A 24,047-nucleotide genomic window follows, 5' to 3' on the forward strand; every position below is an offset into this window, starting at 1 on the left:
TGACGCGGTACAGGCTCTTGAAGGTGCCAGGTTTGCTGCTTGTTTATGATACTTTATATCCGTTATTTTTTGCGGATCGTTATGGTCCAGGTCGCATCATCGATTTGCTCATAGTTCGTAACCGTATGTCCTTCAGCAGCCGTCCACTCCGGAATGCTTTCCGTAGCTTGGGTGCAGTCGAAATCAATAATCAGTTCATCTCCGCTGTTCAGGGCGTTCATAGCTTCTTTCGCTTCGATCAGAGGGAAAGGACAAACCTGTCCGATGACGGATAATTTTTGCTGACTCATTTAAATTTCCTCCTTAAACCGCAGCTTTAACGGCTGCAGCTGTTTTTGTTTTTTGCGAACGCGGACGGACATAAACAAAATACGAAGCCGTCCAGGTCCCTAAAATCATAACCGCCAACGCTACCCAGCCCTGCCAGGTCATCATGGCTGTCTGCACCAGACCGTTGCCGATCGAGCAGCCGCCGGCCAAGCTGGCGCCGAAGCCCATGGCAATTCCGCCTGCGAAGCTGGTCACGGACGTTCTCGCATCCGGAGCTCGGAATTTAAATTCCCGGCTGGCTTTAGCGGCGACAAACGAACCCAGCAAGATGCCAAGCACGAGGAACACGCCCCAGTTCAAAAAGCTTTGATCTCCATTAACCAGATACTGAAGCAGGTTAGCCGAAGGCGTTGTAATGCCCAGGCCTGCTTTACGGCCTGTCGCTTCACTGAGCGGCCAAGCCAACACGGCGATCAAGCCGACCAGGATAGCCGTAAAGAACGGGTGCCAGCGTTTCTCGAACAAGAGGTGCGCCAGCCCGCTGCGTTTCTGCTTCAGCTTCGGAAGCGCGGCTTTAGGCTTGAGCAGCTCACGCACGGCGAAGAACAAAGTGACAACAGCCAGCAAAGCAACGAAATACCAGGCGCTGATGCCAAACGTGTCCGGAATGGAGTTGGTTGACGTATGGACCTCAGTCATGGACTTTTGAATGCCGGACAACGGGCCCGTTTTCATAATAGCGGCCATAGTCATATAACCGGCAAGGGCAATCCAGCTGCCGATCAGGCCTTCGCCTGCCCGGTACCAAGTTCCTGTAGCGCAGCCCCCAGCCAGAACAATACCGATTCCGAAGACATATGAGCCTACGATCACCGCAAGCCAATTAAAAGATCCAGCCGAGAAGGTAATAACGCCCGCTTCCACAAGCGCAAAGATACCCACGGCCTGAATCGCAATAGCAATTAATAAGGCATAAAACATTCGATTGTTCTTCGTCAGGTACATATCCCGGAAGCCGCCTGTCAGACAGAAACGCCCTCTTTGCATAACAAACCCGAGCAAAGCTCCGCAAATTAAACCGGTAATCACCATCTGCAGCATTGTGTTGTTTCTCCCCTTTTCCATCTCTTTCTTTTCACTTTCATTATATTAACAATCCCTATAAGTTTAGTCAACATTATTTTCGATCCATTTTCTTCCTGACTGTTTTCCTTTCATCAAAAATAAAAAGGCGGGCTCTCCCTAAGGAAAGCCCACCTCTTATTCAGCTTATTGGCGCAGCTAGGCTCTGCTAAAATAACTAAATCTTGACGCGATAAACCGCCTTATTCTCCAGCCCCCGGATAAACGGCGTCCACAGTTCTGTCTCCGGCGTCGTATCCAGCGCATCTTCCACCATCTGCAGCTTGGCGTCCAGCGCATCAATATGATGCAGCGCCACCGCTTCCGGCGTCTGCGGCTGAACCGGACTGCCCCATTCGCCCAGGTTATGATGCGATAACACGAGATGATGCAGCGCGGTCACTTTCTCCGAGTCGAGATCAATATCGAGTCTGATCGCGGCTTCCGTAATCCAATTGGAGGCAAGTGAAATATGACCGATTAGCTTGCCTTTGACGCTGTAATCGGACACGATCCCGAGCTGGGCAATCATCTCTTCCGGTTTGGCAATATCATGCAGGATAATACCCGCCCGGATGAAATCCGGGTTCAGGAACGCCCTCTGCCTGCACAGAAAATCTCCAATCTCCAGCATACGCACCATATGATAAGCCAGCCCCGCAAAATACGCATGGTGATGCGTTTTGGCCGCCGGATAATGCATCAGCTTCTCTTCAACTTTCTCTATACAAAAGGACACGATCGCCCGTATTTCCGTATCCCGGATGCTCGACGCTGCCTGTTTGATCGTGTGAACCAAATCCACGGGACGGATAGGCGCAGAGCGGATGAAATCCGTCAGTGTTACCCCGTCGGCGTCCGCCGCCGGGCGCATCTGCATGACTTTGATCTGCAACCGTTCTCTGTATGTCTGAACCAGTCCCCTAACCTTCACAAGTCCCATGGAAAAAAAAGTCTCTTTATCGCTTGGCGAAGCATCCCAAAATTTGGCCGACAGCTGCCCGCTCGCATCACAAAGCACGAGATCCAGATAATCCTTTGGAGGTGTAGCGTTTGTCTGTTTGACTTCAAGCTCCTTGATCAAATAGAACCCTGTAAATTCATCCCCACTGACCAAATCTTTAATTAATGTCATGCCGTTCTTCCCCTCTCTCTGTCAAACCCCGAACCAATCCAGCAGCGGCTTGTAAACCCCGTTCAGCAGAAGATAAAAAGCCGCGCCAAGCGCTGCGCCCACCAATGCGCCGTTCAGCCGGATTCGCTGGAGGTCCGTATCTACCTTGCTTTCAATAAATTCGGTTAATCTCTCCTCCGTAAAATCGTTTAAGGTCGTCCGCACAATTTGACCCACCAAAGCATGCTCCGTATCGATCATATTCCGAACGAACTGCTGCACATAACCTTCCAGCCAGTCCTTGAGTTCACGATCATCCTTAAACCAATCCCAATAACCGAGTACAAACCGGGTCATAAACTGCTTGATTTGATCTGAGGATATACCGCCTCCAGCCGAAGCTGCGGTTACCAGCGGCTGTTCGCTCAGAAGCCGGTCTCTCACATGCGTGAGCAGAGCCGTCAAAGACGGAAGCAACGAAATTTTATCCAGCAGTTCATTCTTCCAAACGTTTAAAGTGTCCGAAAGCTCTTCCCGCTTCTCAAGCTCGGAAGCCAGCTTATAAAGCATTTCTGTAGTCAGCTTTCGAAGTTCATGCTCCGGACTCCGTAATTCGACCAGAAATCGCCGCAAATCATCATACAGCACCTCGGCCGCATCATCAAGGTTAAAAGCATTTGACGACTCTGCAATTTCCAGCAGGCTTTTCTTCAGCCATTTGGTGAAGGTTCCGCCTGTATTCAGCAGCTGCTCCTTCTCTTTGCTTAACAGCTCTTTGATCTGCTGTTTGACCCCATCATGGGCAAGACGTTCCGCAGCCAAATCAACCAGCTGGGTCAGCAGGCTCTGAAACTGTGTATGATCCAGCAGCCAGCGTAAGCCGCGGCCCGCATACGGCGACAAGTCGGCCGCCTGCAGGCTGCTCCTGAGCTGCTCATCCAGTTTGACCGCCAGCCCCTGTACATTCGCCTGCTTTGCAAAGGCAAGAACCAGGCTCCAAATCTGTTCGGCAAGCATCTTCTGACTGCCTCCGCGTTCAACCATCGAAACGGCCAAATCAATCAGGTGATACTGCTGCACCTTTTCCTTGAGAACCGGTTTGCTGAGCAGCTGCTCTTCGACCATAACTACAACGCCATCCACCAGTTTATCACGATTTTTCGGAATGATCGCGGTATGGGGAAGGATATTCAGACCCAGCGGATGCCTGAATAACGCGGTAATGGCAAACAAATCAGCCAAAGCGCCAACTAGTCCCGCTTCCGCAACATAAAGCAGGAACTGGGGCCAGCCATGTTCAGGGAACAGGTACAAGCAGGCCAAAGCTGCTGCAAACAGCAGCGCAAGCAAGAGCAAGCTGAGGTTCGCTTTTCTTCGCATCATCATCGGGACAGCCCTCCCACAACAAACGAAACGAGATATAGCAGAACGCCGACCAGACCGCCGATCACAAGACCATTCAAACGGATATATTGAAGGTCCTTTCCGGCTTTATCCCGGACCATGGCAACGAGTTCCTCTTGAGAATATGTATTTAATTTGTCCGTTACGACCTTGGCGATAAAACTATGCTTCTGTTCGATCCACTGCAGAAGAACCCCCCTGACGGCACGGTCAAAGCTGTCCAGCAGTTTCGTGTCCGATTCAAATCTGCTGATGGTTTGGTCAACTTTGCGTCCCAGCCAGCTGGACAAAACAGGCCTGCCGCCCTCCTGCTGCTGCATGATCTCTGGAGATGTATGCAAGAGAGCATCCAGCATGCCTCTTACGAACGGGTCCAGCCGCACATGCTCTTTCAGGGCCAGCAAGAGCTTGTTTTTACTTTGCTCAATGGCTGCCCGCCAGTCGGGATCATATCGCAGATTCAAGATATATTGCTCCATTTTCAGCTTCAACTTGACCCGCTCGGGATGGTCGGGCACTTGCATTTCCCTCAGGAAATCAGCGATTTTAGCTTGAATCTTCCCGCTCAGCGCCTCCGGCTCGAGACCAGCCGCAAGATTAACGAACTGCCGCCGGAATTTCCCTTGTTCATACGAAGCCAATGCCGAAGACACCAACTGCTCCAGAATCAGCCGAAAACGTTCGCTTTCCACCACTCTGATCAGTTCGCTGAGCAGAAAATGTATAATGTATTCATCATAACCGTTTCGAATCGTCCAATCCGCCAAATCTGCGGCAAGATCAGCCAGCTGAAAGACTTCCGCATTGCTGAAGAGCAGGTCCTGCAGTACCTTAGCGAGCTCATGCTCATCCGTTCTGGACGCCAGTTCTCCCGCCAATCTTTCCGCGATTTCCGTGATATGCTGCTGGCCGCCATGCTCCCTCAAATATTTGATCAGGATAGCCGAGATGCTGTACTCCTGTAGTCTCGCATTAATATGATCCGTAGTAAGCAGCTCATGCTGCACCATATGCCCCAATTCATGAATCAGTCTGGACCGGTTTCTTTCGATAACCCGCGTGCCCATAAAGGCAGGCCATTTGATTCTCAGCGGGTTGCCGAACAAAGCTCCCACGGCGAAAGAATCGGCCAAACCGCCGATCGTTGCCGCATTAAACGCCGAAAATAAAAGCCCACCGGCAAAATGCTCCTTAAATGGAAAAGAGGCCAGCATGCCAGCCGCCGATGCTATTAAGGCCGTATTTACGGTTGTTTTTACTTTTGAACTCCTCACGATGCGCACCTCTGAGAAAGATGAATTTACTTCATAACTAATTAAACTTATTATACATGAAGTATTCATTCATCCCTAATCTGCCGGCCGGGTGCATCTCCTCCGGTCTGGTATGACTTTATTTAAAATATATAATGAAATATATTGATGTCTGCGTTAGTAAATCTGCGTCTCTTATTTCACTTGTACAATAAACATTTGCATGTATTCATTGATCAGCTCGTCCAGGTACATAGATTGTTGAATTACCTTGGCATCGCCTAAGCCATACATTCTCTCCATTTGATTCAACTTTAGGCGAGCTTTTTCTATTTTATGCTGAATCATTTCGGGTTCGTTCACGACCTCTCACCTCCATTGATATATTTTAGGATGTATTGCCAAAATATAGTGAATTATTGTTTGTGCATAACAGTGGTAAATTATTCAAAAAAAAAAAAAAAGAAGGGCTCTCCTTTCTACGGAGTGCCCCTTCTCTCCTTCCCTATGTATCCGAATGTTCCCTTCTTGATTAATAATTTATAGGTGTCTTCAGCTTGAACAGTAGCATATTCCCTGAATTGCTCAAACAACCCGACACATTTCATCATCCCTGCATCACTGTTGATCTCTACAGCCAAAGACAAGCTGTCCAGCATACAGGCGATCCCCTTCTCATACCGTTGGCTCTGCAAATAATAATAGGCGAGTTCAATCATTAAATTCATGTACCCGTCAGCCACCATCTGCCGGGTATAGGTTCCGGACGATGGGTTCATATCCCGGCAGGCGGCAATATGGCTCTCAAACCGGGCCAGAGTATCATCTACATTTATATTAAAGCGATTGGCCGCTTCGACGATCTTGACCAACCCCGGAAGAATTTCCTCCTCCTTGGAGCCAATATATTCGACATAGTCCTGCAGGACCGTCACTTTGCCCATCATGAGCTCGTACAAATAGGTGTTCACTTTAGCCAAACCCCTGTACTGCTCCTTAATCTTCAAGGAATGCTCATCCGTTTCCTTAACCCAGTCCATATCGCTGTATAAAGAAACAAAATGCAAGGCTTCTTCATATTCACCGCGTTCCTCACAAACCGCCGATTGCAGCAAATAGGCGTAAAGAATATATAGAAATAACGGATATTCCGTCTGACGGGGCTGCCTCCGCAGCTTTGTGTGATCATACACATGGTCATACTGAATGGCCGCCCGCTCACCCAATTCCGCCGCCAAATCCTTGACCTTGTCCCAGTACTGCAAAGAAGCGTACACATTGGCCAGATCCTTTAAAGCATCCAGCTGCTGTTCTTCCGTTAAGCGCTCTACATACGGCTCAAATTGAACCGCTGTACGGTGATTCACCTGCTGGTCCTGCCCTATCGTAATCTTAAACAGGCGGTATTGAGCAAGCGCCAACCGTTCGGAATGCTGGTATTTCTCGCTTTCTGCCACAACCCGGTATAAGATTTCCGCAGCTTTCGCCCTTCCATGCCGGAACAAATCCTCGGCTGTCTCGAATATCGACGGAATATAAATCAAGTTATCGGTTACTTGCCGTACGGTCTGTCTGATGCAATCCAGCTTGTCCAGTTCTGCGCAGCGGTATAAGAACGGCTTCAATCTCCGCCAGTTGGGAGCGGCTTGAATAAAACACTCCTCTACATATAACTCGTAAAAATATCCTTCCTCAAGCTCCATTCCAGCTGTGATCCGGTCCAGCTGCCCCATGGAGATCGGACGGTTCCCGTTAATCATGGCACTCAGTGTCCCGGCATTGACACCGGAAATTTCCGCGAATTGATGAATAGACTTTCCTCTTTCTCTCAGATAATGTTCCAGTTCTGCGCGTATCGTCGTTGTAGGTTTCAAATAACCCCCCCTTCAATAACTGCAGGATTAAACATCCAAATTTTAGTAAAATCAACTTACACCAGTGATCATACTGACTTGCAGAAAATTCGTCAACACTTTTCCCCAATATCAGAGCTTCTACAACAAATATTTTCGCATTCCATCATTTCACGCCATAAAAAAGCCGCCTCTTCCGGAAAGAAGGGCGGCTCTATTCAGGTACGCTGATCTTTATAGAATTCGACTAAAATTAGTATCATTCCGATGAGACACTATTATTCAACGCCGTCTTTAAAATGCGCGGTCCAGTTTTTGTCCCCTTTATGAGTCAGATCCTCGGCTGTTTTCTCCAAGGTCTGAAGTAAGGCTTCTTTAACCTGGGCTACGGTCTCATTGAACACGCGAACTTCGGACCCGATAATTTTATCACCGTATAAAGCCTGGGCCGCGTTAAATTCTCTCTGCTGCTCAACCAAGTTATCAATCGACACCAACGCATGCTCCACAAAATGGGTAACCAAATGATGTTCTTTAGGCAAAAAACCTTTTAAATACTCTACCTTCGCCATTGTAGTCAATGTTCTCACCTCACCAGGAATGTAATTTAAAGCAAATGAAATTTTCAGAAATCTTTCGTTACTTTCATTTTAATATGTAATTATTTATATTGCAATTGCTAAATTAAGGTTACACCCGAAAAAAATTTATAAGGTTTGTCCTTCATTTCCGCTCTTGTTGCCACCATCATATAAGGCTATAATAAAGGAGCAAACATATGTTCTTTTGTCTTCATTATGTCAGTCAGAGGAGGTTTTATGAAAGGTTCCACGCATTTAGCCATCGGCTGCGCGATCGGTGCGGCAGCAGCAGGATATCATTCGTTCCGTTTACCGGATTCCGTTTTCTACATAGCCGCAGCAGCTATTTCTTCGCTTACTCCCGATCTTGACGGCCCCAGTATGCTGAGCTCCCGTATTGGCAAAGCCTCCAAAGCTCTCTACCGTGCGATGATGACATTGGCCGTGCTGCTGTGTCTGCTGGTCGTTTTCCTGTACGTCAGATACCAGCTCTTCCATATTGAACTTACCGTCGCCGCTCTTTGTGCCCTGTTTCCGGCCCTGATTGTGAAAGAAGGGTATATCCGAAATACGATGGTCAGTCTGATCGGCCTCGCTCTTGTCTTCGCAGGGTTGTCTTGGGGCATGCTGTGGACGGCTGGTTTTGGTATTTTCATTCTGGTTGCCCCGTGGCTGAAACATCGCGGTTTGACGCATACCGTTTGGGCGCTCTGGATCTGGTATTTGCTCAGCCGCGCTATGGAGCAGCAGCTGGATATTGAAGGACTCGCGTTAACAGCCGGAGCAGGCTACGCCTCTCATCTGATTGCCGACACTCTGACGGTCAGCGGCGTGAAATGGCTATATCCGTTAACCGGGTTTACCTTCAAGCTCCCTTTCCGCTAATCAGAATTCGCCGATTTCAGGCTTTACCTCTTGTCTGTACCCTTTTCTTTAACTTTTGCTTTACAGAATTACAGACCAAAAAGCCATCTAACACCGCTTTGACGGTGAAGATGGCTTTTTTATTAGATTTTTTTATTAGATAGCTTGAATCTTTGGTCGCCGAGGGCTCTATTTTAGTTTGACCAAAGAATTGAGCGCGGCGTAAGCAAGCGGCTGGAATCCCTCGGAAGGTTCGCCAACCGGGATTTCAAGCCGGAAGACATAACCCTGGCCGTCAAAGACTTTAACGATATATTGTTTGTTTCTGACCGAACCGTTGCCGGCCATCACCAGCTCAGCATCCTTCATGGATTCGGGAATGTCTTCTTTCGGCACTTCCTTCACCCGCCCGACATCGGACATTTCCTGATCCGCCTCGAATTTCAAATACTCCAGGTTGTAATCGGCAGGCAGTTTGGTGATCGTCGCAAAATAGTCCGGGTCGGCCGTCAGCGATAATTTCTGATTCTCTTTATCGAAAGAGAAGCCGTCCGGCACATAAATACCGTAGTCCTCCGTCTTAAACAGCTTGGCCGGCCGCTCCTCCTGGCTGCCTTCGAGCGTTACGCTCAGATTCTTCGTTTCCGGAAGCGCACCGCCCTGTACTGCTCCGGCGGCATCTCCGCCCGCTCCGGCTTTGCCGATCTCCGTTAATGTGCGCACTTTAACGTCTGACCCCTCTTCAACCGCTTTTTCCTTGTATTGGAACTGCACCTGATCTCCAGGCTGCAGCGCATCCAGTGCGGCAGCGTCCAAACTGCCTAATTGAAATACGACAGGCTGGCCGTCTACCGTGATTTCAATAGAGGTTGTATCTGCCTGTCCCTGATATTCACCTGTCCCCTGCAGAAGACCGTCTGTGCTTTCAGGAGCAGCCGAATTCGAAGCGTTATCCGACTGGGCAACGTTCTCTGCATTACTAGGCGAAGGCTGTGTGCCTTCGGTTTCCGAAGTTTTTTTGCCGCAGGCCGTTAAAGCTACAACCAGAACTAAACATAAAATACCCAATATATAATTTCTATAGTTTCTCATGACAACACCCCCACTTTACTTACGATTTTATAACCTTAAAGTTACAGCTTTAATCCCATTTTGCCCTATTGGCCGTTTACTTAAAAGCCTTACTTGTTATAATGAAGACATTAAGAAGACTAGGATGAGGCATATGGCTTTTGGTATAGACAGACGGCAGCTCGCCGCATGGAAGAAACAGGTGTCCGACGGCGAAATTGCTTATTTAACCCACTACTGGCTGGACGACCGGTTCCCCGGCGCCAGAACGGTAACGAAGGTCGGCTGCAGCGATTTGGCCAAGCTTGAGGCCTGGTGCGTCCGGCACGGATTAAATCCGCGTTATATTCATCGCCGCGATGCGTTCCCGCATTTCGACCTTATAGGCTCCAAACAGAGATCCATATTGGCCGAGGAAGGCCTCTGGGATCAGATTCATAAGTTTGGTCTGGAATAAAATAACCGGTTTCTGCTCGAAAGCAGAAGCCGGTTATTTCCTTTATACACCGGTATTTAACAAGGAATTTTGATCACGGTCCACTTCTTCAGCTGAATCAGCTCTGCCGATCCAGAGGAGCACGCTGATCAGAATAAAAGCGATTAACGCCAGCAGCGGAATCGTGATAAAGCCCAGAAAATTAAGATAATCCTTATTGCAGGGAACCCCTACCTGACAGGGCAGCACCTTCGCCATAGCCGGAATCTTCTGTTCAGCGTAATGGTAAATGGAAATACAGCCGCCGATCACGCTAAGCGGTAGGACGTAAGGAATGATTTTCCGATCCCCCCGATAAGCGGCGATCCCCAGCAAAATAACCTGAGGATACATGAAGATTCGTTGAAACCAGCACAAACGGCAGGGCTCGTAATGCAATATCTCACTGAGATACAAGCTGCTCGCCGTTGCAACTATAGCCACGATCCAGGCCATATACAAGGCATATTCCTTAAACAAGGACCGGCTGCGGATTTGCTCCATACCTGTTATTCCCCTTTGCTCGCCGTTTCGATAGCTTGGTGAATATCATTATAGGTGTAATTTCCATTATAAAGCTTGCCATTGATAAAGAAAGACGGAGTGCTCTGAACGCCCAGCTTGTCCGCTTTCGCGTTGCTTGCATCCACTTCGCTTTGATAGGTTTTGTTCTCGATATCGGATCTCAGCTTATCATAATCGATCGGCAGATTCTCGGATTTCGCCAAATTTACGATAACGTCGGTGGTGGCCCAGCCGGTCTTCTCTTCTCCCTGTTCGCGGTAGATAGCATCGTTAAATTTCCAGAAGGAGTCCTTATCCTGATGGTAAATGGAATGGGCCGCAAGCGCCATCCGGTTCGAATCCTCGATGCCATTGCCGTCAAGGATGACCAAATCCTGAAAATAAATGGCGGCTTTGCCGGTATCAATATCATTTTTAACCAGATCCGGTTTAATACTTAAATTAAAATTGCGGCAGGACGGGCATTGATAGTCCCCATACTCCACAATCTTAACAGGAGCATTCGGGTCTCCGAGCACCGGCATCGAGCTGTAGTCAAAATCGGCCGTAACTGATGATGGATCAGGACGAAAAATAAGAGCCGCTATAAACGCAACCAGCACTACGCCGATAATCGAGAAAAAGAGAATACGGTTTCTGCGCTCTTTAGCAAGGCGCTCCTGTTCCTTCCTTTTCCGTTCCGCATACGGATTGGCTTGTTTCTTCGGTTTCAGTTACAATCCCTTCTTTCTATGTACTTATAGTAAGCTGCTTTCCTCTATTCTGCCTCATTTCCAGGCCCGGTGCAAATGTTTTAAATCACTCCCGTACAACAAACAAACACAGGTCAAGCACCCTCCGGCGCCGTCCCTGTGTTTGCTGTGCAAACAAGTTCTGTTAACCCTGTTATCCGTGCTGTGCTTCCGCTTGCCCTATAGCAATCCAAGTGGCAAATCCGCCTTCCTCCGCTACTCCGTTTTGTTTCACGGCTTCAAGCACCGCATATTCGCCTTCCCTGTTCTTCAAAGAAATTTGGATACAGGAAGAGCTGCTCATCGCTACGATGATGTAATTTTCGTCCGAAAATTCATTTTTGAAAAACACGTTAAATTCAACTGTATTCTCCCCTGGTTCGAAAGAGAATTTCGTAAGCCCGAACTGCTGCAGCGCCGCTCCCTGACGGCTCTCCACAGGATGGAACGCCAAGTGCTGCAGCTGAACCGTGCCGGCATTCAAATGGCGGGCTTCTATCGTCTGCTCCTTGATTTGGCTGCCGTCAACGCCATCTCTTGGCAGCAAGCCTTCCGCGAGCAGCGGCTCAGAGAGATGGAATTTGGATACCGTTTCGGTTTCCAGCTGCAGAGCCCCTACAGCTCCGGGGGCGATATGGCTGGAGTCTACAACCTCTTTGCCGAGATGCTTCGAGGAGACGACTTCATCCTTCAGATGGGCGGCCGTGATGCTTGCAGGAGCGATATGACGGGAAGATACAGACTCCTCAGCCAAATGGCTGCCATTAACACTCTTATCGCTGAGATGACGCGAAGTGATGGCCTGGTCGGCGATTTTTCGGTCTGTGACTGCGGCTTCGCCGATTTTATCCGTCGAGACGCTTTCAGGAGACAGCTTTAAGGAAGTAACCGAATAGTCTTGTAAATGATAAGAAGCAATTTGCTGTCTGCCGACATGATGGCTTTGTACAGCCTCATTTTGAATGGCTCTGAATGTAACCGCCTGGTCCTGAAGGGCTGCTGCGCCAACGCTGCCTTTGGCCAAATGAACCGCCGAGATCGTGCCTGCATCAATATGATCGGAGGTTACGGCCCCATGACAGATCGCAGCCGAATCAACCGCCCCTTCAGCAAAATGATAATCCTGGATTGCATAAGGGGCCAGATGCGCGCCATTAACACTATGGACGGCCAGTGCCTGGCTTTCCACGCTTTCCGGGGCCAGCTTCTCGGCCGTAACGGCACCTTTTGCCAATTTGTCTTCGGTTATGCTCGCTGTCTGGATTTGCAGCCTGCCTACGGCAGAATCGGCAATATGCTGCTGCTGAACCGCACCGGCAGCAATAATTTGCGATTTGACCGATCCTGTCTGCAGATTTCTTTCGCTTACGGCCGCTGTTCCGATATGATGTTCTATTACGCTGTCCGGCTGCAGATGCTGCGAGCCCACCGACAAATCCGAAAGATGGCTGCTTTGGACGGCTGCTTTGGAAATATGTCTCTTCAGAACAGACTCATCACTCAGCTTAACTGCCAAAATGCTTTGATCCGCTATTTTGGAAGCCGTCACCGATTGGTCGATTAACTGCAGCGTGCCTACCGATTGCTCCGCCAATTTGGTCTGCAGGATACTGCGGTCGGCCAGATGGCGGGCATTGATTTCTCCTGTTCCGATGTGGCGGTCGGCAATGGACGACTCCTGAATATGGTGTCCTTCAATACCGCCTTCTACGATGTGGCGGGAAAGGATCGACGAGGATTTCAGATGCTGGGCATCCACAGCGTTCTCTTCTAATTGTCCGCCGCCTACGCTCCGGTTGGCCAGAAGCTCTTTCGTAATACTTGCGGTCTGCAGATGTTTAGTTAGAATAGACCCGGAAGCCAAATGACCGCCTGTAATGACACCGTCACCGATTTTGTCCGCAGTCACAGCCCCGTCCCGGATTTTGGCGGAGGTTACCATCTGATCGCCCAACTTGGAAGAATCGATAGAACCGTTCATGATATGAACCGCCGCAATAGAGCCGCTGGCTATTTTACTGCTGTCTATGGACTGATCTTGAAGCATTTCAGAGGAGATCAGCATATCGCTTAAATGCCTGGATTGAATAACCCCGTCCGCCAGATGATCAGGGCTGATGGATTTCTCAGCCAGCTTGTCGGGAGTAATCGAGCCATCCATGATTTTGGAGCCGTCGACGGTACCGTTGGCAAGCTTGCTGCCATGTACGGAGCTTTCGACCAGATGGTCTCCGGTCAAAGAGGCTTTGGCTACTTTGGGCGAAGTTACGGCCCCGTCTCCAAGCTTGATGGAGGTGACGGCAAAGTCGGCAATCCATGCCGTGTCTATCGTGCTCTGCTTCAGCCGGCTCGAATCGATCGTGTTTGGCGCAATTTTATCGCGGGTAATCGTAGAATCCGCAAGGTCATCGCCATAAATAAACGGTTCTCCTCCCGCAAACGCCTTGCGTTCCTTAACGTTAAATTCGGCCGACTTGATGATTCGTTGTTCGCCCCCGGCTGTTTCGTTGCTTGGGTTTGCTGCCGTTGCCGTGCTTGCGCTTGCCGGTTTGGTCCCGAATATCCCATTATCCTCCTCATTTGTAAATTCATGAACCAGAGAAGAAGCGGTGCTTTGATGCAGATGAACCGGCTGCTCCCCTTTGCTGTTTCCTTTAGACCGATCAACCAAATCCAATTCATTAAAAGAAGCCCGGTAACCCGAACCCGTCGTATTTCCTGCACGGGGTTTGGACGCTTTTCCTTTCCTCAAGCTGTTCTCTCCTCTCAACAACATACTTCTTCTCGCATCATATGCAGGCCCATGGGCTTCTGTCACAATCCGCGGAAACCGGATGAGAAAAGGAATAAGCCGGGAAATCCCTTAAGAACAAAAGACCGCCCGCATGGACAGCCCCGGTTGAAAAAAAGCAATGGAGCAGGCACTCTTCGGCGCCTGCTCCATCTGTTATAAATATTAGGCTCTGCTTGCGCTTTACTCCTCAGGCGCTTCCTCTTTGGAAGCCTCCGGAGCTGCTTCACCTTCACCGCCCGCTTCGGCTTCAGCTTCTTCATCCACTTCTGCGCCACGCGGTACGACAATGGAAGCCAGCAGCGTATCTTCAGGAACGTGCAGTGTGATTCCCTGTGGAATCGACACATCCGTTACCGTCAGCTTGTCCCCGACTCCGAGATTCGTTACATCTACTTCAATCCCTGCCGGCAAATCATCAGGCAGCCCTTCCACTTCAAGCTCTGTGATCAGCGTTTGAAGAATGCCGCCTTCTTTGGTGCCGGCAGCTGTGCCGTGAAAATGAACCGGGATGCTGACCCGAATCGGTTTATTTTTGGAGACATGCTGGAAGTCCACATGGGCCACCAGGCCTTTGGTCTTCTGAATATCTTTAATTAACGCCGGCAGCGTTTCTCCGCCCTCCAGCTTCAATTGGAAAAATTCCGTGCGGCCTGTCCGAGCCACTTTAAGCAGCTCCTTCTCATCGACATGAAGCTGTTGGCTTCCGATTTGGGACCCGTAAATGACCCCTGGCACTCGGCCGGACTGCCGAAGCTTACGAAGATCTCCATGCGTCATGTTGGTTCTTTTCTCTGCCTGCAAAGTAACGTTATGACTAGAACTCATCTTCCATCAACCTCCTAAATGTAAGCGAAATGAGATTCGCGCTGAAATGGCTGATTCTGCATATCCAAGTTATTTTTTGCAGCCTTATCCTATTTAATACCCGTTTTGGAGCTGATCTAACCGTTTTGCTTTAATCTTTTGGAGCTTATATGCTTCTAACGACAAAAAAACCGGCACCCTGAGGTGCCGGCACGGCAATAGCCGATAAGATGTGTGTGTTGGTTAAAAACGATTGAAAAAGAAAGAAAAACGGATAAAACTATTAAATCAGAAGCAAGAGTCAGACGCTTAAGCGTCAATGCTCTTGACCAGTTCAACAACCTGAGCCGCTGTCTGCATAGTTAACGCTTTGGCTGCAAGCTCAGCCATGTCCGCTTTGGACAATTTAGAAATTTGCGAACGAGCCGGGAGGATCGAAGTCGCGCTCATGCTGAATTCATCCAGTCCCAGTCCGAGCAGTAGCGGAATCGCTGTGGGATCGCCGGCCATTTCGCCGCACATGCCGGCCCATTTGCCTTCTTTGTGCGCTGCATCGATAACCATCTTAACCAGGCGAAGAATCGCAGGGTTATAAGGCTGATACAGGTAGGACACGCGTTCGTTCATCCGGTCCGCCGCCATGGTGTATTGAATCAAGTCATTGGTGCCGATGCTGAAGAAATCGACTTCTTTCGCAAATTGGTCCGCGATGATCGCTGTAGAAGGAATTTCCACCATGATACCCAGTTGGATTTCATCGGAAACTTCGATACCTTCAGCAGCCAATTTGTCTTTCTCTTCAAGCAGCAGCGCTTTAGCTTGACGGAACTCATCCAGCGTAGCAATCATCGGGAACATGATCCGCAGGTTACCGTAAACGCTGGCGCGCAGCAAAGCGCGAAGCTGGGTGCGGAAGATGTCCGTACGGTCCAGGCACAAACGAACGGCGCGGAAGCCGAGGAACGGGTTCATTTCCTTAGGCAGATCCAGGTAAGGGAGCTCTTTGTCTCCGCCGATGTCCAAGGTACGGACAACAACCGGTTTGCCTTCCATTTTCTCAAGCACCGTTTTATAGGCGTTGAACTGGATTTCTTCCGTTGGCAGCTTGTCGCGTCCCATGTACAGGAACTCGGTGCGGTAAAGGCCAACGGCTTCGCCGCCATTGTCGATAACGCCGGGAACGTCGTTTGGTGTGCCGATGTTAGCCGCAAGCTCCACATGAACGCCGTCCGAAGAAACAGTAGCCTGATCGCGAAGTTTTCTCCACTCCTCGATCTGAAGCTGGTATTTCTCCTGCTTATTACGATAGTCGGCAACCAGTTCTTCTGTCGGATTGATAATGACTTTGCCATCCAAACCGTCCACGATCACGAGATCGCCGTTATTAACTTTGGCAAGCACTTCTTTGGTTCCCACTACAGCAGGAATTTCGAGTGAGCGAGCCATAATCGCAGAGTGGGAAGTACGTCCGCCGATGTTGGTTGTGAAACCTTTGACATATTTACGGTTTAACTGAGCTGTATCGGAAGGCGTCAAGTCTTCGGCGATCACAACCACTTCCTCGCTGATCTCAGCAGGGTTTACGTAGTTCAGGCCAAGCAGATGAATCAGGACACGTTTGGTTACGTCCTTCATATCTGCAGCGCGTTCTTGAAGATAAGCGCTTTTCATATTTTCAAACATCGCGATGAACTGATTCGCGGTTTCGTTCAGGGCATATTCGGCATTCACCATTTCGTTGCGGATCATATCTTCAACCGGGCTGATCAGCTCCGGATCGTTCAAGATCAGCAGGTGAGCTTCGAAGATTTCGGCTTTCTTGGCGCCAAGCTCTTGAAGAGTGCGCTCTTTAATCGCTTCAAGTTCGGCTTTCGATTTGTCGAGTGCCGCGTTCAGTTTGGCTACCTCAGCAGCAACGTCGGAGACGCTGCGCTGCTGAACCGTCAAATCCGGATGCTCCAGCTTGAAGGCAGGTGCGATAGCCACACCCGCCGAAGCTGCAATACCTTCGATTTTGATCATTCTACTTCTCCAAGTCCTTCGTTGATCATAACATCGGAGAGCGCCTGGATCACTTCAGCTTCACTGCCGCCTGTAGCGGTAAGAGTGATGCTGTCGCCTTTTTCAAGACCGAGGGACAATACGCCAAGAATGGATTTCAAAGTTACTTTTTTACCTTTAGCTTCGGCAAAAGCTTCGGAGTCTTTGAATTTGTTTGCTGTATTTACCAATGCAGTTGCAGGGCGTGCGTGGATACCGTCTTCGTCAATAATTCTGAATGTCTTTTCCATTTATAATCCTCTCGCTTTCAATAAGTTAGTTATATTTCATGTCCACCATAGTAAGACATTTGAAACTGAATTTCAAATTTTCCCGGCTGGCGAAATTTTACTTGATAGTGATGATGTCGGCTTCGCCGGACTTCACTTCGCCTTTCTTGTTCACCGTTACGACTGCGCCTTCAGGCAGGTTTGAGAAGATGATCGGGGAAATGATGGAAGGAGCATTTGCCTTCACATATTCCAGATCCACTTTCATGATCGGCTGTCCTGCAGCGACCAGATCGCCTTCGTTAACAAGCACTTCAAAGCCTTGGCCTTTCAGCTTCACCGTATTCACGCCGATATGGACAAGGACTTCCTTGCCTCCGTCTGACATGATGCCGATGGCGTGTTTGCTCGGGAATACGTTAAACACTTTACCGTAAACCGGCGAGCAGATCGTTCCGTCGCTAGGCAGGATCGCGAAACCGTCCCCCGTCATCTTCTCAGAGAAGACAGGATCCGGCACTTGCGTGATATCCATCAATTCCCCGTTGGCCGGAGCGACGATATCTTCTTTAACCAGCGCATCTCCATCTTGAGCTGCTTCCTGCTCAATTACAGCCGGTTTCTCTTCGGCCTTCATCGGAGCAGCAGCTGGAGCAGGAACAGGCGTTTTACCGCTCATGATATCTGCGATTTGCGACTTGATCGTATCGGAACGGGTACCGAATATCGCCTGCACGTTGTTGCCGACCTCAAGCACGCCGGAAGCACCGAGCTGTTTCAGACGGTCTTTATTAACATTGGCTTTGTCGTTAACTTCAATCCGAAGACGAGTAATACATGCGTCCAAATGTTTGATGTTTGTTGGACCGCCGAATGCCGTCAGGATGTTATACGGCAGATCGTCCGTCGAGACAGATCCCGATGCTGCTCCGTCCTTATCCGCATCCACCGCGGCGTCTTCACGTCCAGGTGTTTTGAGGTTGAACATGCGGATGACAAAACGGAATCCGAAGTAATAAACAACCGCGAAGCAGGCACCGATAATGAGGACCCACCACCAGTTAGTCCGGTTAGGAATCACCCCGAACAGCATAAAGTCGATAAAGCCGCCGGAGAAGGTCATACCGATCTTAACGCTGAGAAGCTGCATCAGCATAAAGGACAAACCGGCAAACACAGCATGCACCGCAAACAGCAGTGGAGCTACGAACAGGAACGAGAACTCAAGCGGTTCGGTGATCCCTGTCAGGAACGAAGTCAAGGCACCGGACAACATCAGACCGCCAACGATTTTTTTGTTTTCCGGTTTGGCTTCGTGGTACATGGCCAGCGCAGCAGCCGGAAGACCAAACATCATGAACGGGAATTTACCGGTTGTAAAAGTACCCGCTGTAAACGGAACGCCGTCACGCAGCTGAGCCATAAAGATGTGCTGGTCGCCGCGGATAATTTCCCCCGCTTTGTTCGTATATTCGCCAAATTCGAACCAGAACGGCGAATAGAAGATATGGTGCAGACCAAACGGAATCAGGGAACGTTCGATGACCCCGAAAATAAACGCTGACAACGTCAGGTTCGTATCGATCATACTGTGAGATACATAGTTCAGGCCGTCCTGAATCGGAGGCCATACAAAGGACATGATGATCCCGACTACGAGAGCCCACACAGCGGTCATAATCGGCACGAAACGTTTGCCTGCGAAGAAACCGAGGTAGGAAGGAAGCTCGATCTTAAAGTACTTGTTATACATGGTAGCAGCAAGCACACCGACGATAATACCGCCGAATACCCCGGTAACCAGAGTAGGAATACCCAGCACCCGTGCATAAGCCGGATCGTTAAGAGACAATACATAGTCGTTGACACCCATCACGGTACCCATCGTAATGTTCATAACGAGGTAACCAACAATGGCTGCCAGACCCGCTACGCCCTCGCCTCCAGCCAAACCTACGGCTACGCCGACGGCAAACAGCAGGGAGAGATTATCGAAGACGACCTGTCCCGAGTTCATCAGGATGTTGGCCAAGGTTTGAATCCAGTGAGCGTTCAGAGCAGGCACATACTGCAGGAAATCCGGGTTAACCAGCATGTTCCCGATGCCCAAAAGCAAACCGGCTGCCGGCAGAATCGCTACCGGAAGCATTAGCGCTTTACCGACTCTTTGCAGAACGCCAAAGAAACGTTTAAACATATATATCCTCCTATAAGAAATGTGATCAAGCAGCTCAACTCAGGTTAAGATTGCCCCTGAAGCGCTGCTGTACTTGTGGTTTAACAAGAACATCAAAAAAGGCATGAGTTAACAAAGCTTCTGCCTATGTACCCTTTACTACGGTTATCTTACCCCGTAATGAAAAAGTACAACCAGCAAACTTTGTACAACTCATGCCTGATCGAATCAGTAACACGCTAAATTTATGAAGTTCTTGTCTTGCCTCGACTGACAGTATAGCACCCTTAAACCGCTTTCGCAAGCCTTAAATTACATGGCGTGGAACAATTCGATTTAAATGCATCGTCAAGTAACTGATCTCCGCTTGGTAAACCGGCTTGTGCAGCCGCTTCTCCATCACCTTCGTCAGCTTCCAGGCCAAATCGTAAAGCTCCGGATATTCGTCCTTCAGGACTTCCTCCAGCTTGCCAAGCTCATGAACCTTTTCCCCCCGCCGGATCCGTTCGATCGCAAAACGCAAATGCGTCAGAAGACGAGCATAATCTAGAGAATGGCGCACAATTGAAAAATTCATCTGCTGCTCGATCATATCCACCATATCCGCAATCAGCTGCGAATACGCTTTAACTTCCGTGATATGCTGGTTCGTCATAGCGCTATGAATATGCAGAGCGACAAAACCGATTTCATCCTGGCCGAGATCGACCCCCATTTTGTCCCGAATCATATTGATAGCGTATTCTGCCAGCCGATATTCCTCCGGATAAATTTCCTTCGTCTCAAACAAGAAAGGATTATGAATAGCAATGTCCTGTTCCGCTCTTTTAATAGCAAAAGCGATATGATCGGTCAATGCGATATGGATATGTTCATTCAGCGGAGTTTGGCTGTGTTTCGCGACATAAAGCAAAATTTCGTTCAAGACCTCGATCAGCTTCTCATCCACTTCGAGTGCCAGCTGCTTATACTGCTCCTGCTCGGCTGCATTTCTCAAAATGAACAGCTTCTCCACCGCTTCATTCGCGATCATTTCACGGGGCTTGCGGTTAAAGCCGATACCTTTGCCGATGACAACAACTTCTCCGTGCTCGGGATGATTAGCAATGATCACATTATTGTTCAGCACTTTAGCCACCTGAAGGCCGTTCACTTTAACACCTCATTTGATAAAAATACATGCCAAATCCCGCTGACTCGGGGTGCAGGCGCACACAGCCGGCGTCAGCGGGACACGCTGATACTCCATTATAACTGCCTTCAGGGCCGAACGCTACAGGCAGGATAAAATTTTCATACTTTCGGCAAAGAATCGGAAGCCGCCGCTGCTTCTGCAGCCGGTGAAGCAGCAGATGAGGCGGCAGGTGCGCCGATCTTCTGGGTCAGACCCTGGATCAGCGAATTCAATTCGATGCCGGATACACTTCTCAGCATCTCCGGAGCGGTCGCCATCAGCTCGGTTACATAGTTGCTGACGCGTGCAGCTCCTTCGCCTTTTCCGGTATCCACAACCGTCAGCTTATCGATGCCAGAGATTGGAGCGGCGATTTTACCGGCCAGTTCGGGCAGCATTTTCACGACAATATCAAGGATAGCCGCTTCGCCGAATTTCTGGAACGCCTCGGCCAGCTTCTCTTTCGCTTCGGCTTCCGCAAGGCCGCGCAGGCGGATGATTTCAGCGTCAGCTGTACCTTTGGCCCGCTCCGCATCAGCAATCGCCAGACCTTCAAGGCGTTTCTGCTCGGCCGATGCTTTTGCCTGAGTTTCAATCGAATACTGCAGGGCGTCAGCCTCGCGCATTTTGCGAGCTTTATCCGCCTCCGCCGCCTGCTCTACCGCATAGCGGTCAGCATCGGCTTTCTTCTTCACCTCGGCGTCGTACTGCTTCTGACGAACGAGGATTTCTTTTTCCTGCAGGTCAATCTCCCGTTCCTTGCGGACAAGCTCAACCTTCATCTGCTCTTCAACCATCGTCTGCTTCGCCCGGGCTTCCTGGATATGATAGGCTTGGTCCGCTTCCGCTTTTGCCGTATCCTGATCCCGTTTAAACGAAGCGACCTTCAGTTCTTTCTCCTTCGCCGCTTCCGCTATATTCGTATCCCGCAGCAGCTCGGCCTTCTGGCCTTCTTCTTCGGCGCGGGCTTTCTGAATCCGGGAATCCCGGACAGCCTCCGCTTCCGCAATGTCCGCATCCCGTTTGACGGCGGCAATACGCGGTTTACCTAGCGCATCCAAATAACCATGTTTGTCGCGGACGTCCTTGATCGTAAAGGAAACGATCTGCAGGCCCATTTTCTTCAAATCACGGGCCGCCACGCCCTGAACCTCCTGAGCGAATCGGTCGCGGTTGCGGTAAACCTCTTCCACGGTCATCGAACCGAGAATTGAGCGCAAGTGACCTTCTAGCACCTCTTGGGCTTCCCCTTTCAAGGCCTCTACAGGTTTGCCAAGAAATTGTTCCGCAGCTGTAGCCACATCCTCAACGGAACCGCCTATTTTAATAATGGCTACACCGTCTGCCAGCACGGGAACCCCTTGCTCCGTATAAACCTCCGGCGTTGTGACATCCAGCTTGTGGGACAGGAGCGACAAAAGCTCTTTCTGCTGGAAAATCGGCCATATAAACGCACCGCCGCCGCGTACAATCTTGATTTTGCGGCCTGAATCGTCTTCGGAGATATTCTTCCGGCCCAGAAAAGAACCGGTGACGATCATCGCTTCATCGGGACTGACCGTCTTGTAACGGGCCCAGAAAGCAATGCCCAATACAATCAGAACAAGAACAACAATACCTGGAATCGTTAAATAATCCGGAAAATCAAAGTTCAAATGAAACCCTCTCCTTTACCCTCATCGAATTCGGATACATACACAACGCCGTCACGCCAATCGACGATCACGACTTGGACGCCGGCCGCGATCTCCCGGTGCTCCCAGCTTGCCGCAATATGCAGGGAATTACCGCCCACCCCTCTGACCATAACTTCGCCGTAGCCTTGAGCCGGAACCGGAATGCTGACCTCCCCGATTTGACCAGGAAGCTCCTTCTCGGAATATCCGGTTGAGTTCTCGCTCCTTTCCGCAGGTGCGACATAAGCGAAATAAACCAAGGCGCAGAGCATCAGTGCAATACAGATGGCCAGCACCAGCTCGGCCGTCCGCCCAAGCCCGGAATAGCGATCCAGCAAAATGCCGGCACCGCCAAACCCGGTTACCCCGCCTGCAAGTACAATCGGCTTCAGAAAATCAACGGATAAGAAGTCGAACATGCCGTCCAGCCATTGGCCGAGCAAATCCCCGACCAGCACGCTTGCAAGCGTAAACAAAACACCGCCGACCAAGCACCCTAAATACAATCCCTCCATGCTACATGCTACCCTCCTGCAAGTCACTTCCGTTGTCTTGCTTACTAAGTTATACGCCTAAATTTATATAAGGTTTCAAAATTTTCCTGTTTAGGGAAATGAAAAAGCGTCCCGGATACCCGGAACGCTTAATTTCATTAACTTTGAACGGCATTTGCCTTACAAGGAAAGACGGTAGATTTCCAATACATCTTCTTTATCCAATTTGGCAAAATTGCCGAACGGACCAAATTTGACCGTCTTCTCGGCCATCAGCTCCAGCTTGCTGTCGTCGATATCATAATCGGCCAGGCGGCTAGGCGCTCCGATCGAGTTCCAGAAGGCGCGCAGCGCGCCAATGCCTTCCTCGCCGACCTGGGTATCGGTTTTACCATTGGCATCAATGCCAAAGACGTTAACCGCCAATTTCTTGAATCTTTCCGGCTTCACGTGCAGATTGTATTTCATCCAGTTCGGAAACAGGATAGCTAAACCTCCGCCGTGCGGAATGTCATAGACTGCCGAAACGGCATGTTCAATGTTATGGGTAGCCCAGTCGCCGCGGAAGCCCATCGAAACCATGCCATTCAAAGCAAGCGTACCCACGTACATGATGCTTTCGCGCAGCTCGTAGTTCTCCAGATCGTTAATTAGTTTTGGACCCGTTTCAATTACGGTACGAAGCAGTGTTTCGCAGAAACCGTCCTGAACCGGTGTGTTTTCCTCCAGATGGAAATAGTGCTCGAGCACGTGGGACATCATGTCTACCATGCCGTAAACCGTCTGGTCCTTAGGCAGCGAGAACGTATTCTGAGGATCAAGGATCGAAAATGCAGGATAAGTGAACGGGCTGCCGAAGCTCAGCTTCTCTTCGGTTTCGGTATTGGAAATAACGGAACCTCCGTTCATTTCGGAACCGGTAGCCGCCATAGTCAAAACGACAGCCAGCGGAAGAGCCGCTTGAACGGTTGCCTTGCGGGTAAGAATATCCCAAACGTCTCCGTCATATGTGGAGCCGGCCGCAATCGCTTTAGAGCAGTCGATAACGCTGCCGCCGCCCACGGCCAAAATGATGTCGATGTTATTTTGTCTGCACAGCTCGACGCCTTTATGTACGGTCGTTAAGCGAGGGTTAGGTTCTACACCGGCAAGTTCAGTGACCTGTGCGCCGATTTCCTTCAGGTAGCCTATGACCTGATCGTACAGTCCTGTCCGTTTAATGCTGCCGCCGCCGTATACCAGCAGCACCTTGTTGCCGTATTTAGGGAGCTCGGTTTTCAGAGCCTCCGTTGTATTTTTACCGAAAATAAGCTTGGTCGGATTTTGAAATGCGAATGTTTCCATGTCTATTTGTCCTCCATTCGTTCTATCTAATTTTGTAATGAATCAGGCTTCC

The 24,047-nt window shown here is 49.8% G+C and carries 22 protein-coding genes; 2 read left to right on the top strand and 20 right to left on the bottom strand.

Annotated features, from left to right (window positions below):
- Positions 1-62 precede the first annotated feature (62 nt).
- From CBE73_RS08235 to CBE73_RS08270, 8 genes are all read right to left on the bottom strand, one after another.
- Complete coding sequence (locus CBE73_RS08235) at positions 63-290, bottom strand: sulfurtransferase TusA family protein (RefSeq protein ID WP_094093827.1); 228 nt, start codon at positions 288-290, stop codon at positions 63-65.
- 13 nt (positions 291-303) lie between these two features.
- The gene (locus tag CBE73_RS08240) at positions 304-1,371 is read right to left on the bottom strand and encodes a YeeE/YedE family protein (RefSeq protein ID WP_094093828.1); all 1,068 of its coding nucleotides are present in this window, start codon (positions 1,369-1,371) and stop codon (positions 304-306) included.
- 199 nt (positions 1,372-1,570) lie between these two features.
- Entirely contained in the window at positions 1,571-2,527 is a 957-nt protein-coding gene (locus CBE73_RS08245) for a 3'-5' exoribonuclease YhaM family protein (protein ID WP_094093829.1), read from the bottom strand.
- A 21-nt stretch (positions 2,528-2,548) separates the two neighbouring features.
- Positions 2,549-3,892, bottom strand: coding sequence for a DUF445 domain-containing protein (locus CBE73_RS08250; RefSeq protein ID WP_094093830.1), 1,344 nt, complete (start codon positions 3,890-3,892; stop codon positions 2,549-2,551).
- The gene (locus CBE73_RS08255; protein ID WP_157739456.1) at positions 3,889-5,184 is read right to left on the bottom strand and encodes a DUF445 domain-containing protein; all 1,296 of its coding nucleotides are present in this window, start codon (positions 5,182-5,184) and stop codon (positions 3,889-3,891) included. The genes CBE73_RS08250 and CBE73_RS08255 overlap by 4 nt, the downstream gene beginning before the upstream one ends.
- A gap of 174 nt (positions 5,185-5,358) precedes the next feature.
- Complete coding sequence (locus tag CBE73_RS08260; RefSeq protein WP_094093832.1) at positions 5,359-5,526, bottom strand: aspartyl-phosphate phosphatase Spo0E family protein; 168 nt, start codon at positions 5,524-5,526, stop codon at positions 5,359-5,361.
- A 116-nt stretch (positions 5,527-5,642) separates the two neighbouring features.
- A complete protein-coding gene (locus CBE73_RS08265; RefSeq protein WP_094093833.1) occupies positions 5,643-7,037 on the bottom strand; it encodes a helix-turn-helix domain-containing protein in 1,395 nt (464 codons plus the stop codon).
- Positions 7,038-7,294: 257 nt separating this feature from the next.
- Entirely contained in the window at positions 7,295-7,558 is a 264-nt protein-coding gene (locus CBE73_RS08270) for a hypothetical protein (RefSeq protein ID WP_244905534.1), read from the bottom strand.
- 276 nt (positions 7,559-7,834) lie between these two features.
- On the opposite strand from CBE73_RS08270, the gene CBE73_RS08275 reads away from it, so the two are divergent.
- A complete protein-coding gene (locus CBE73_RS08275) occupies positions 7,835-8,482 on the top strand; it encodes a metal-dependent hydrolase (RefSeq protein ID WP_094093835.1) in 648 nt (215 codons plus the stop codon).
- 168 nt (positions 8,483-8,650) lie between these two features.
- On the opposite strand, the gene CBE73_RS08280 is transcribed toward CBE73_RS08275, so the two are convergent.
- Positions 8,651-9,553 carry a hypothetical protein gene (locus CBE73_RS08280; protein ID WP_094093836.1) on the bottom strand — a complete coding sequence of 301 codons (903 nt, stop codon included), beginning with the start codon at positions 9,551-9,553 and terminating at the stop codon, positions 8,651-8,653.
- A 133-nt stretch (positions 9,554-9,686) separates the two neighbouring features.
- Here CBE73_RS08280 and CBE73_RS08285 point away from each other — a divergent pair, with 133 nt between their 5' ends.
- Positions 9,687-9,989, top strand: coding sequence for a hypothetical protein (locus tag CBE73_RS08285; protein ID WP_094093837.1), 303 nt, complete (start codon positions 9,687-9,689; stop codon positions 9,987-9,989).
- A 42-nt stretch (positions 9,990-10,031) separates the two neighbouring features.
- Here CBE73_RS08285 and CBE73_RS08290 read toward each other — a convergent pair whose 3' ends face one another.
- From CBE73_RS08290 to CBE73_RS08340, 11 genes are all read right to left on the bottom strand, one after another.
- Entirely contained in the window at positions 10,032-10,511 is a 480-nt protein-coding gene (locus tag CBE73_RS08290; RefSeq protein ID WP_094093838.1) for a disulfide oxidoreductase, read from the bottom strand.
- A 5-nt stretch (positions 10,512-10,516) separates the two neighbouring features.
- Positions 10,517-11,134: a DsbA family protein gene (locus CBE73_RS08295; RefSeq protein ID WP_229752685.1), complete on the bottom strand. Its 618-nt coding sequence runs from the start codon at positions 11,132-11,134 to the stop codon at positions 10,517-10,519.
- Positions 11,135-11,417: 283 nt separating this feature from the next.
- Positions 11,418-14,015, bottom strand: a complete 2,598-nt coding sequence (locus CBE73_RS08300; protein ID WP_157739458.1) for a WIAG-tail domain — start codon at positions 14,013-14,015, stop codon at positions 11,418-11,420.
- A 222-nt stretch (positions 14,016-14,237) separates the two neighbouring features.
- Complete coding sequence (locus tag CBE73_RS08305; protein WP_094093841.1) at positions 14,238-14,882, bottom strand: 50S ribosomal protein L25; 645 nt, start codon at positions 14,880-14,882, stop codon at positions 14,238-14,240.
- Positions 14,883-15,170: 288 nt separating this feature from the next.
- Positions 15,171-16,883, bottom strand: coding sequence for a phosphoenolpyruvate--protein phosphotransferase (gene ptsP, locus CBE73_RS08310; protein WP_094093842.1), 1,713 nt, complete (start codon positions 16,881-16,883; stop codon positions 15,171-15,173).
- The gene (locus CBE73_RS08315; RefSeq protein ID WP_094093843.1) at positions 16,880-17,152 is read right to left on the bottom strand and encodes an HPr family phosphocarrier protein; all 273 of its coding nucleotides are present in this window, start codon (positions 17,150-17,152) and stop codon (positions 16,880-16,882) included. The genes ptsP and CBE73_RS08315 overlap by 4 nt, the downstream gene beginning before the upstream one ends.
- Before the next feature lie 97 nt (positions 17,153-17,249).
- Positions 17,250-19,328 carry a glucose-specific PTS transporter subunit IIBC gene (gene ptsG / locus CBE73_RS08320; RefSeq protein ID WP_094093844.1) on the bottom strand — a complete coding sequence of 693 codons (2,079 nt, stop codon included), beginning with the start codon at positions 19,326-19,328 and terminating at the stop codon, positions 17,250-17,252.
- 286 nt (positions 19,329-19,614) lie between these two features.
- A complete protein-coding gene (gene glcT / locus CBE73_RS08325; RefSeq protein ID WP_094093845.1) occupies positions 19,615-20,460 on the bottom strand; it encodes a glucose PTS transporter transcription antiterminator GlcT in 846 nt (281 codons plus the stop codon).
- 140 nt (positions 20,461-20,600) lie between these two features.
- The gene (locus tag CBE73_RS08330; RefSeq protein WP_094093846.1) at positions 20,601-22,136 is read right to left on the bottom strand and encodes a flotillin lipid rafts scaffold protein FloT; all 1,536 of its coding nucleotides are present in this window, start codon (positions 22,134-22,136) and stop codon (positions 20,601-20,603) included.
- Positions 22,133-22,672: an NfeD family membrane protein gene (locus CBE73_RS08335; protein WP_094093847.1), complete on the bottom strand. Its 540-nt coding sequence runs from the start codon at positions 22,670-22,672 to the stop codon at positions 22,133-22,135. Before CBE73_RS08335 ends, CBE73_RS08330 begins: the two co-directional genes overlap by 4 nt.
- A 159-nt stretch (positions 22,673-22,831) precedes the next feature.
- A complete protein-coding gene (locus CBE73_RS08340; RefSeq protein WP_094093848.1) occupies positions 22,832-23,995 on the bottom strand; it encodes an iron-containing alcohol dehydrogenase in 1,164 nt (387 codons plus the stop codon).
- Positions 23,996-24,047 lie beyond the last annotated feature (52 nt).

The sequence above is a fragment of the Paenibacillus physcomitrellae genome (genome assembly GCF_002240225.1).
GTDB classification, from domain to species: Bacteria; Bacillota; Bacilli; order Paenibacillales; family Paenibacillaceae; genus Fontibacillus; species Fontibacillus physcomitrellae.

Excerpts from the sequence above, each read along its gene's own strand:
- CBE73_RS08235 (WP_094093827.1), bottom strand. The coding sequence starts at position 290 with ATGAGTCAGCAAAAATTATCCGTCATCGGACAGGTTTGTCCTTTCCCT.
- CBE73_RS08305 (WP_094093841.1), bottom strand. The coding sequence starts at position 14,882 with ATGAGTTCTAGTCATAACGTTACTTTGCAGGCAGAGAAAAGAACCAAC.
- CBE73_RS08290 (WP_094093838.1), bottom strand. The coding sequence starts at position 10,511 with ATGGAGCAAATCCGCAGCCGGTCCTTGTTTAAGGAATATGCCTTGTAT.
- CBE73_RS08240 (WP_094093828.1), bottom strand. The coding sequence starts at position 1,371 with ATGCTGCAGATGGTGATTACCGGTTTAATTTGCGGAGCTTTGCTCGGG.
- CBE73_RS08245 (WP_094093829.1), bottom strand. The coding sequence starts at position 2,527 with ATGACATTAATTAAAGATTTGGTCAGTGGGGATGAATTTACAGGGTTC.
- CBE73_RS08335 (WP_094093847.1), bottom strand. The coding sequence starts at position 22,672 with ATGGAGGGATTGTATTTAGGGTGCTTGGTCGGCGGTGTTTTGTTTACG.
- ptsG (WP_094093844.1), bottom strand. The coding sequence starts at position 19,328 with ATGTTTAAACGTTTCTTTGGCGTTCTGCAAAGAGTCGGTAAAGCGCTA.
- CBE73_RS08250 (WP_094093830.1), bottom strand. The coding sequence starts at position 3,892 with ATGATGATGCGAAGAAAAGCGAACCTCAGCTTGCTCTTGCTTGCGCTG.
- CBE73_RS08280 (WP_094093836.1), bottom strand. The coding sequence starts at position 9,553 with ATGAGAAACTATAGAAATTATATATTGGGTATTTTATGTTTAGTTCTG.
- CBE73_RS08275 (WP_094093835.1), top strand. The coding sequence starts at position 7,835 with ATGAAAGGTTCCACGCATTTAGCCATCGGCTGCGCGATCGGTGCGGCA.
- ptsP (WP_094093842.1), bottom strand. The coding sequence starts at position 16,883 with ATGATCAAAATCGAAGGTATTGCAGCTTCGGCGGGTGTGGCTATCGCA.
- CBE73_RS08315 (WP_094093843.1), bottom strand. The coding sequence starts at position 17,152 with ATGGAAAAGACATTCAGAATTATTGACGAAGACGGTATCCACGCACGC.
- CBE73_RS08285 (WP_094093837.1), top strand. The coding sequence starts at position 9,687 with ATGGCTTTTGGTATAGACAGACGGCAGCTCGCCGCATGGAAGAAACAG.
- CBE73_RS08340 (WP_094093848.1), bottom strand. The coding sequence starts at position 23,995 with ATGGAAACATTCGCATTTCAAAATCCGACCAAGCTTATTTTCGGTAAA.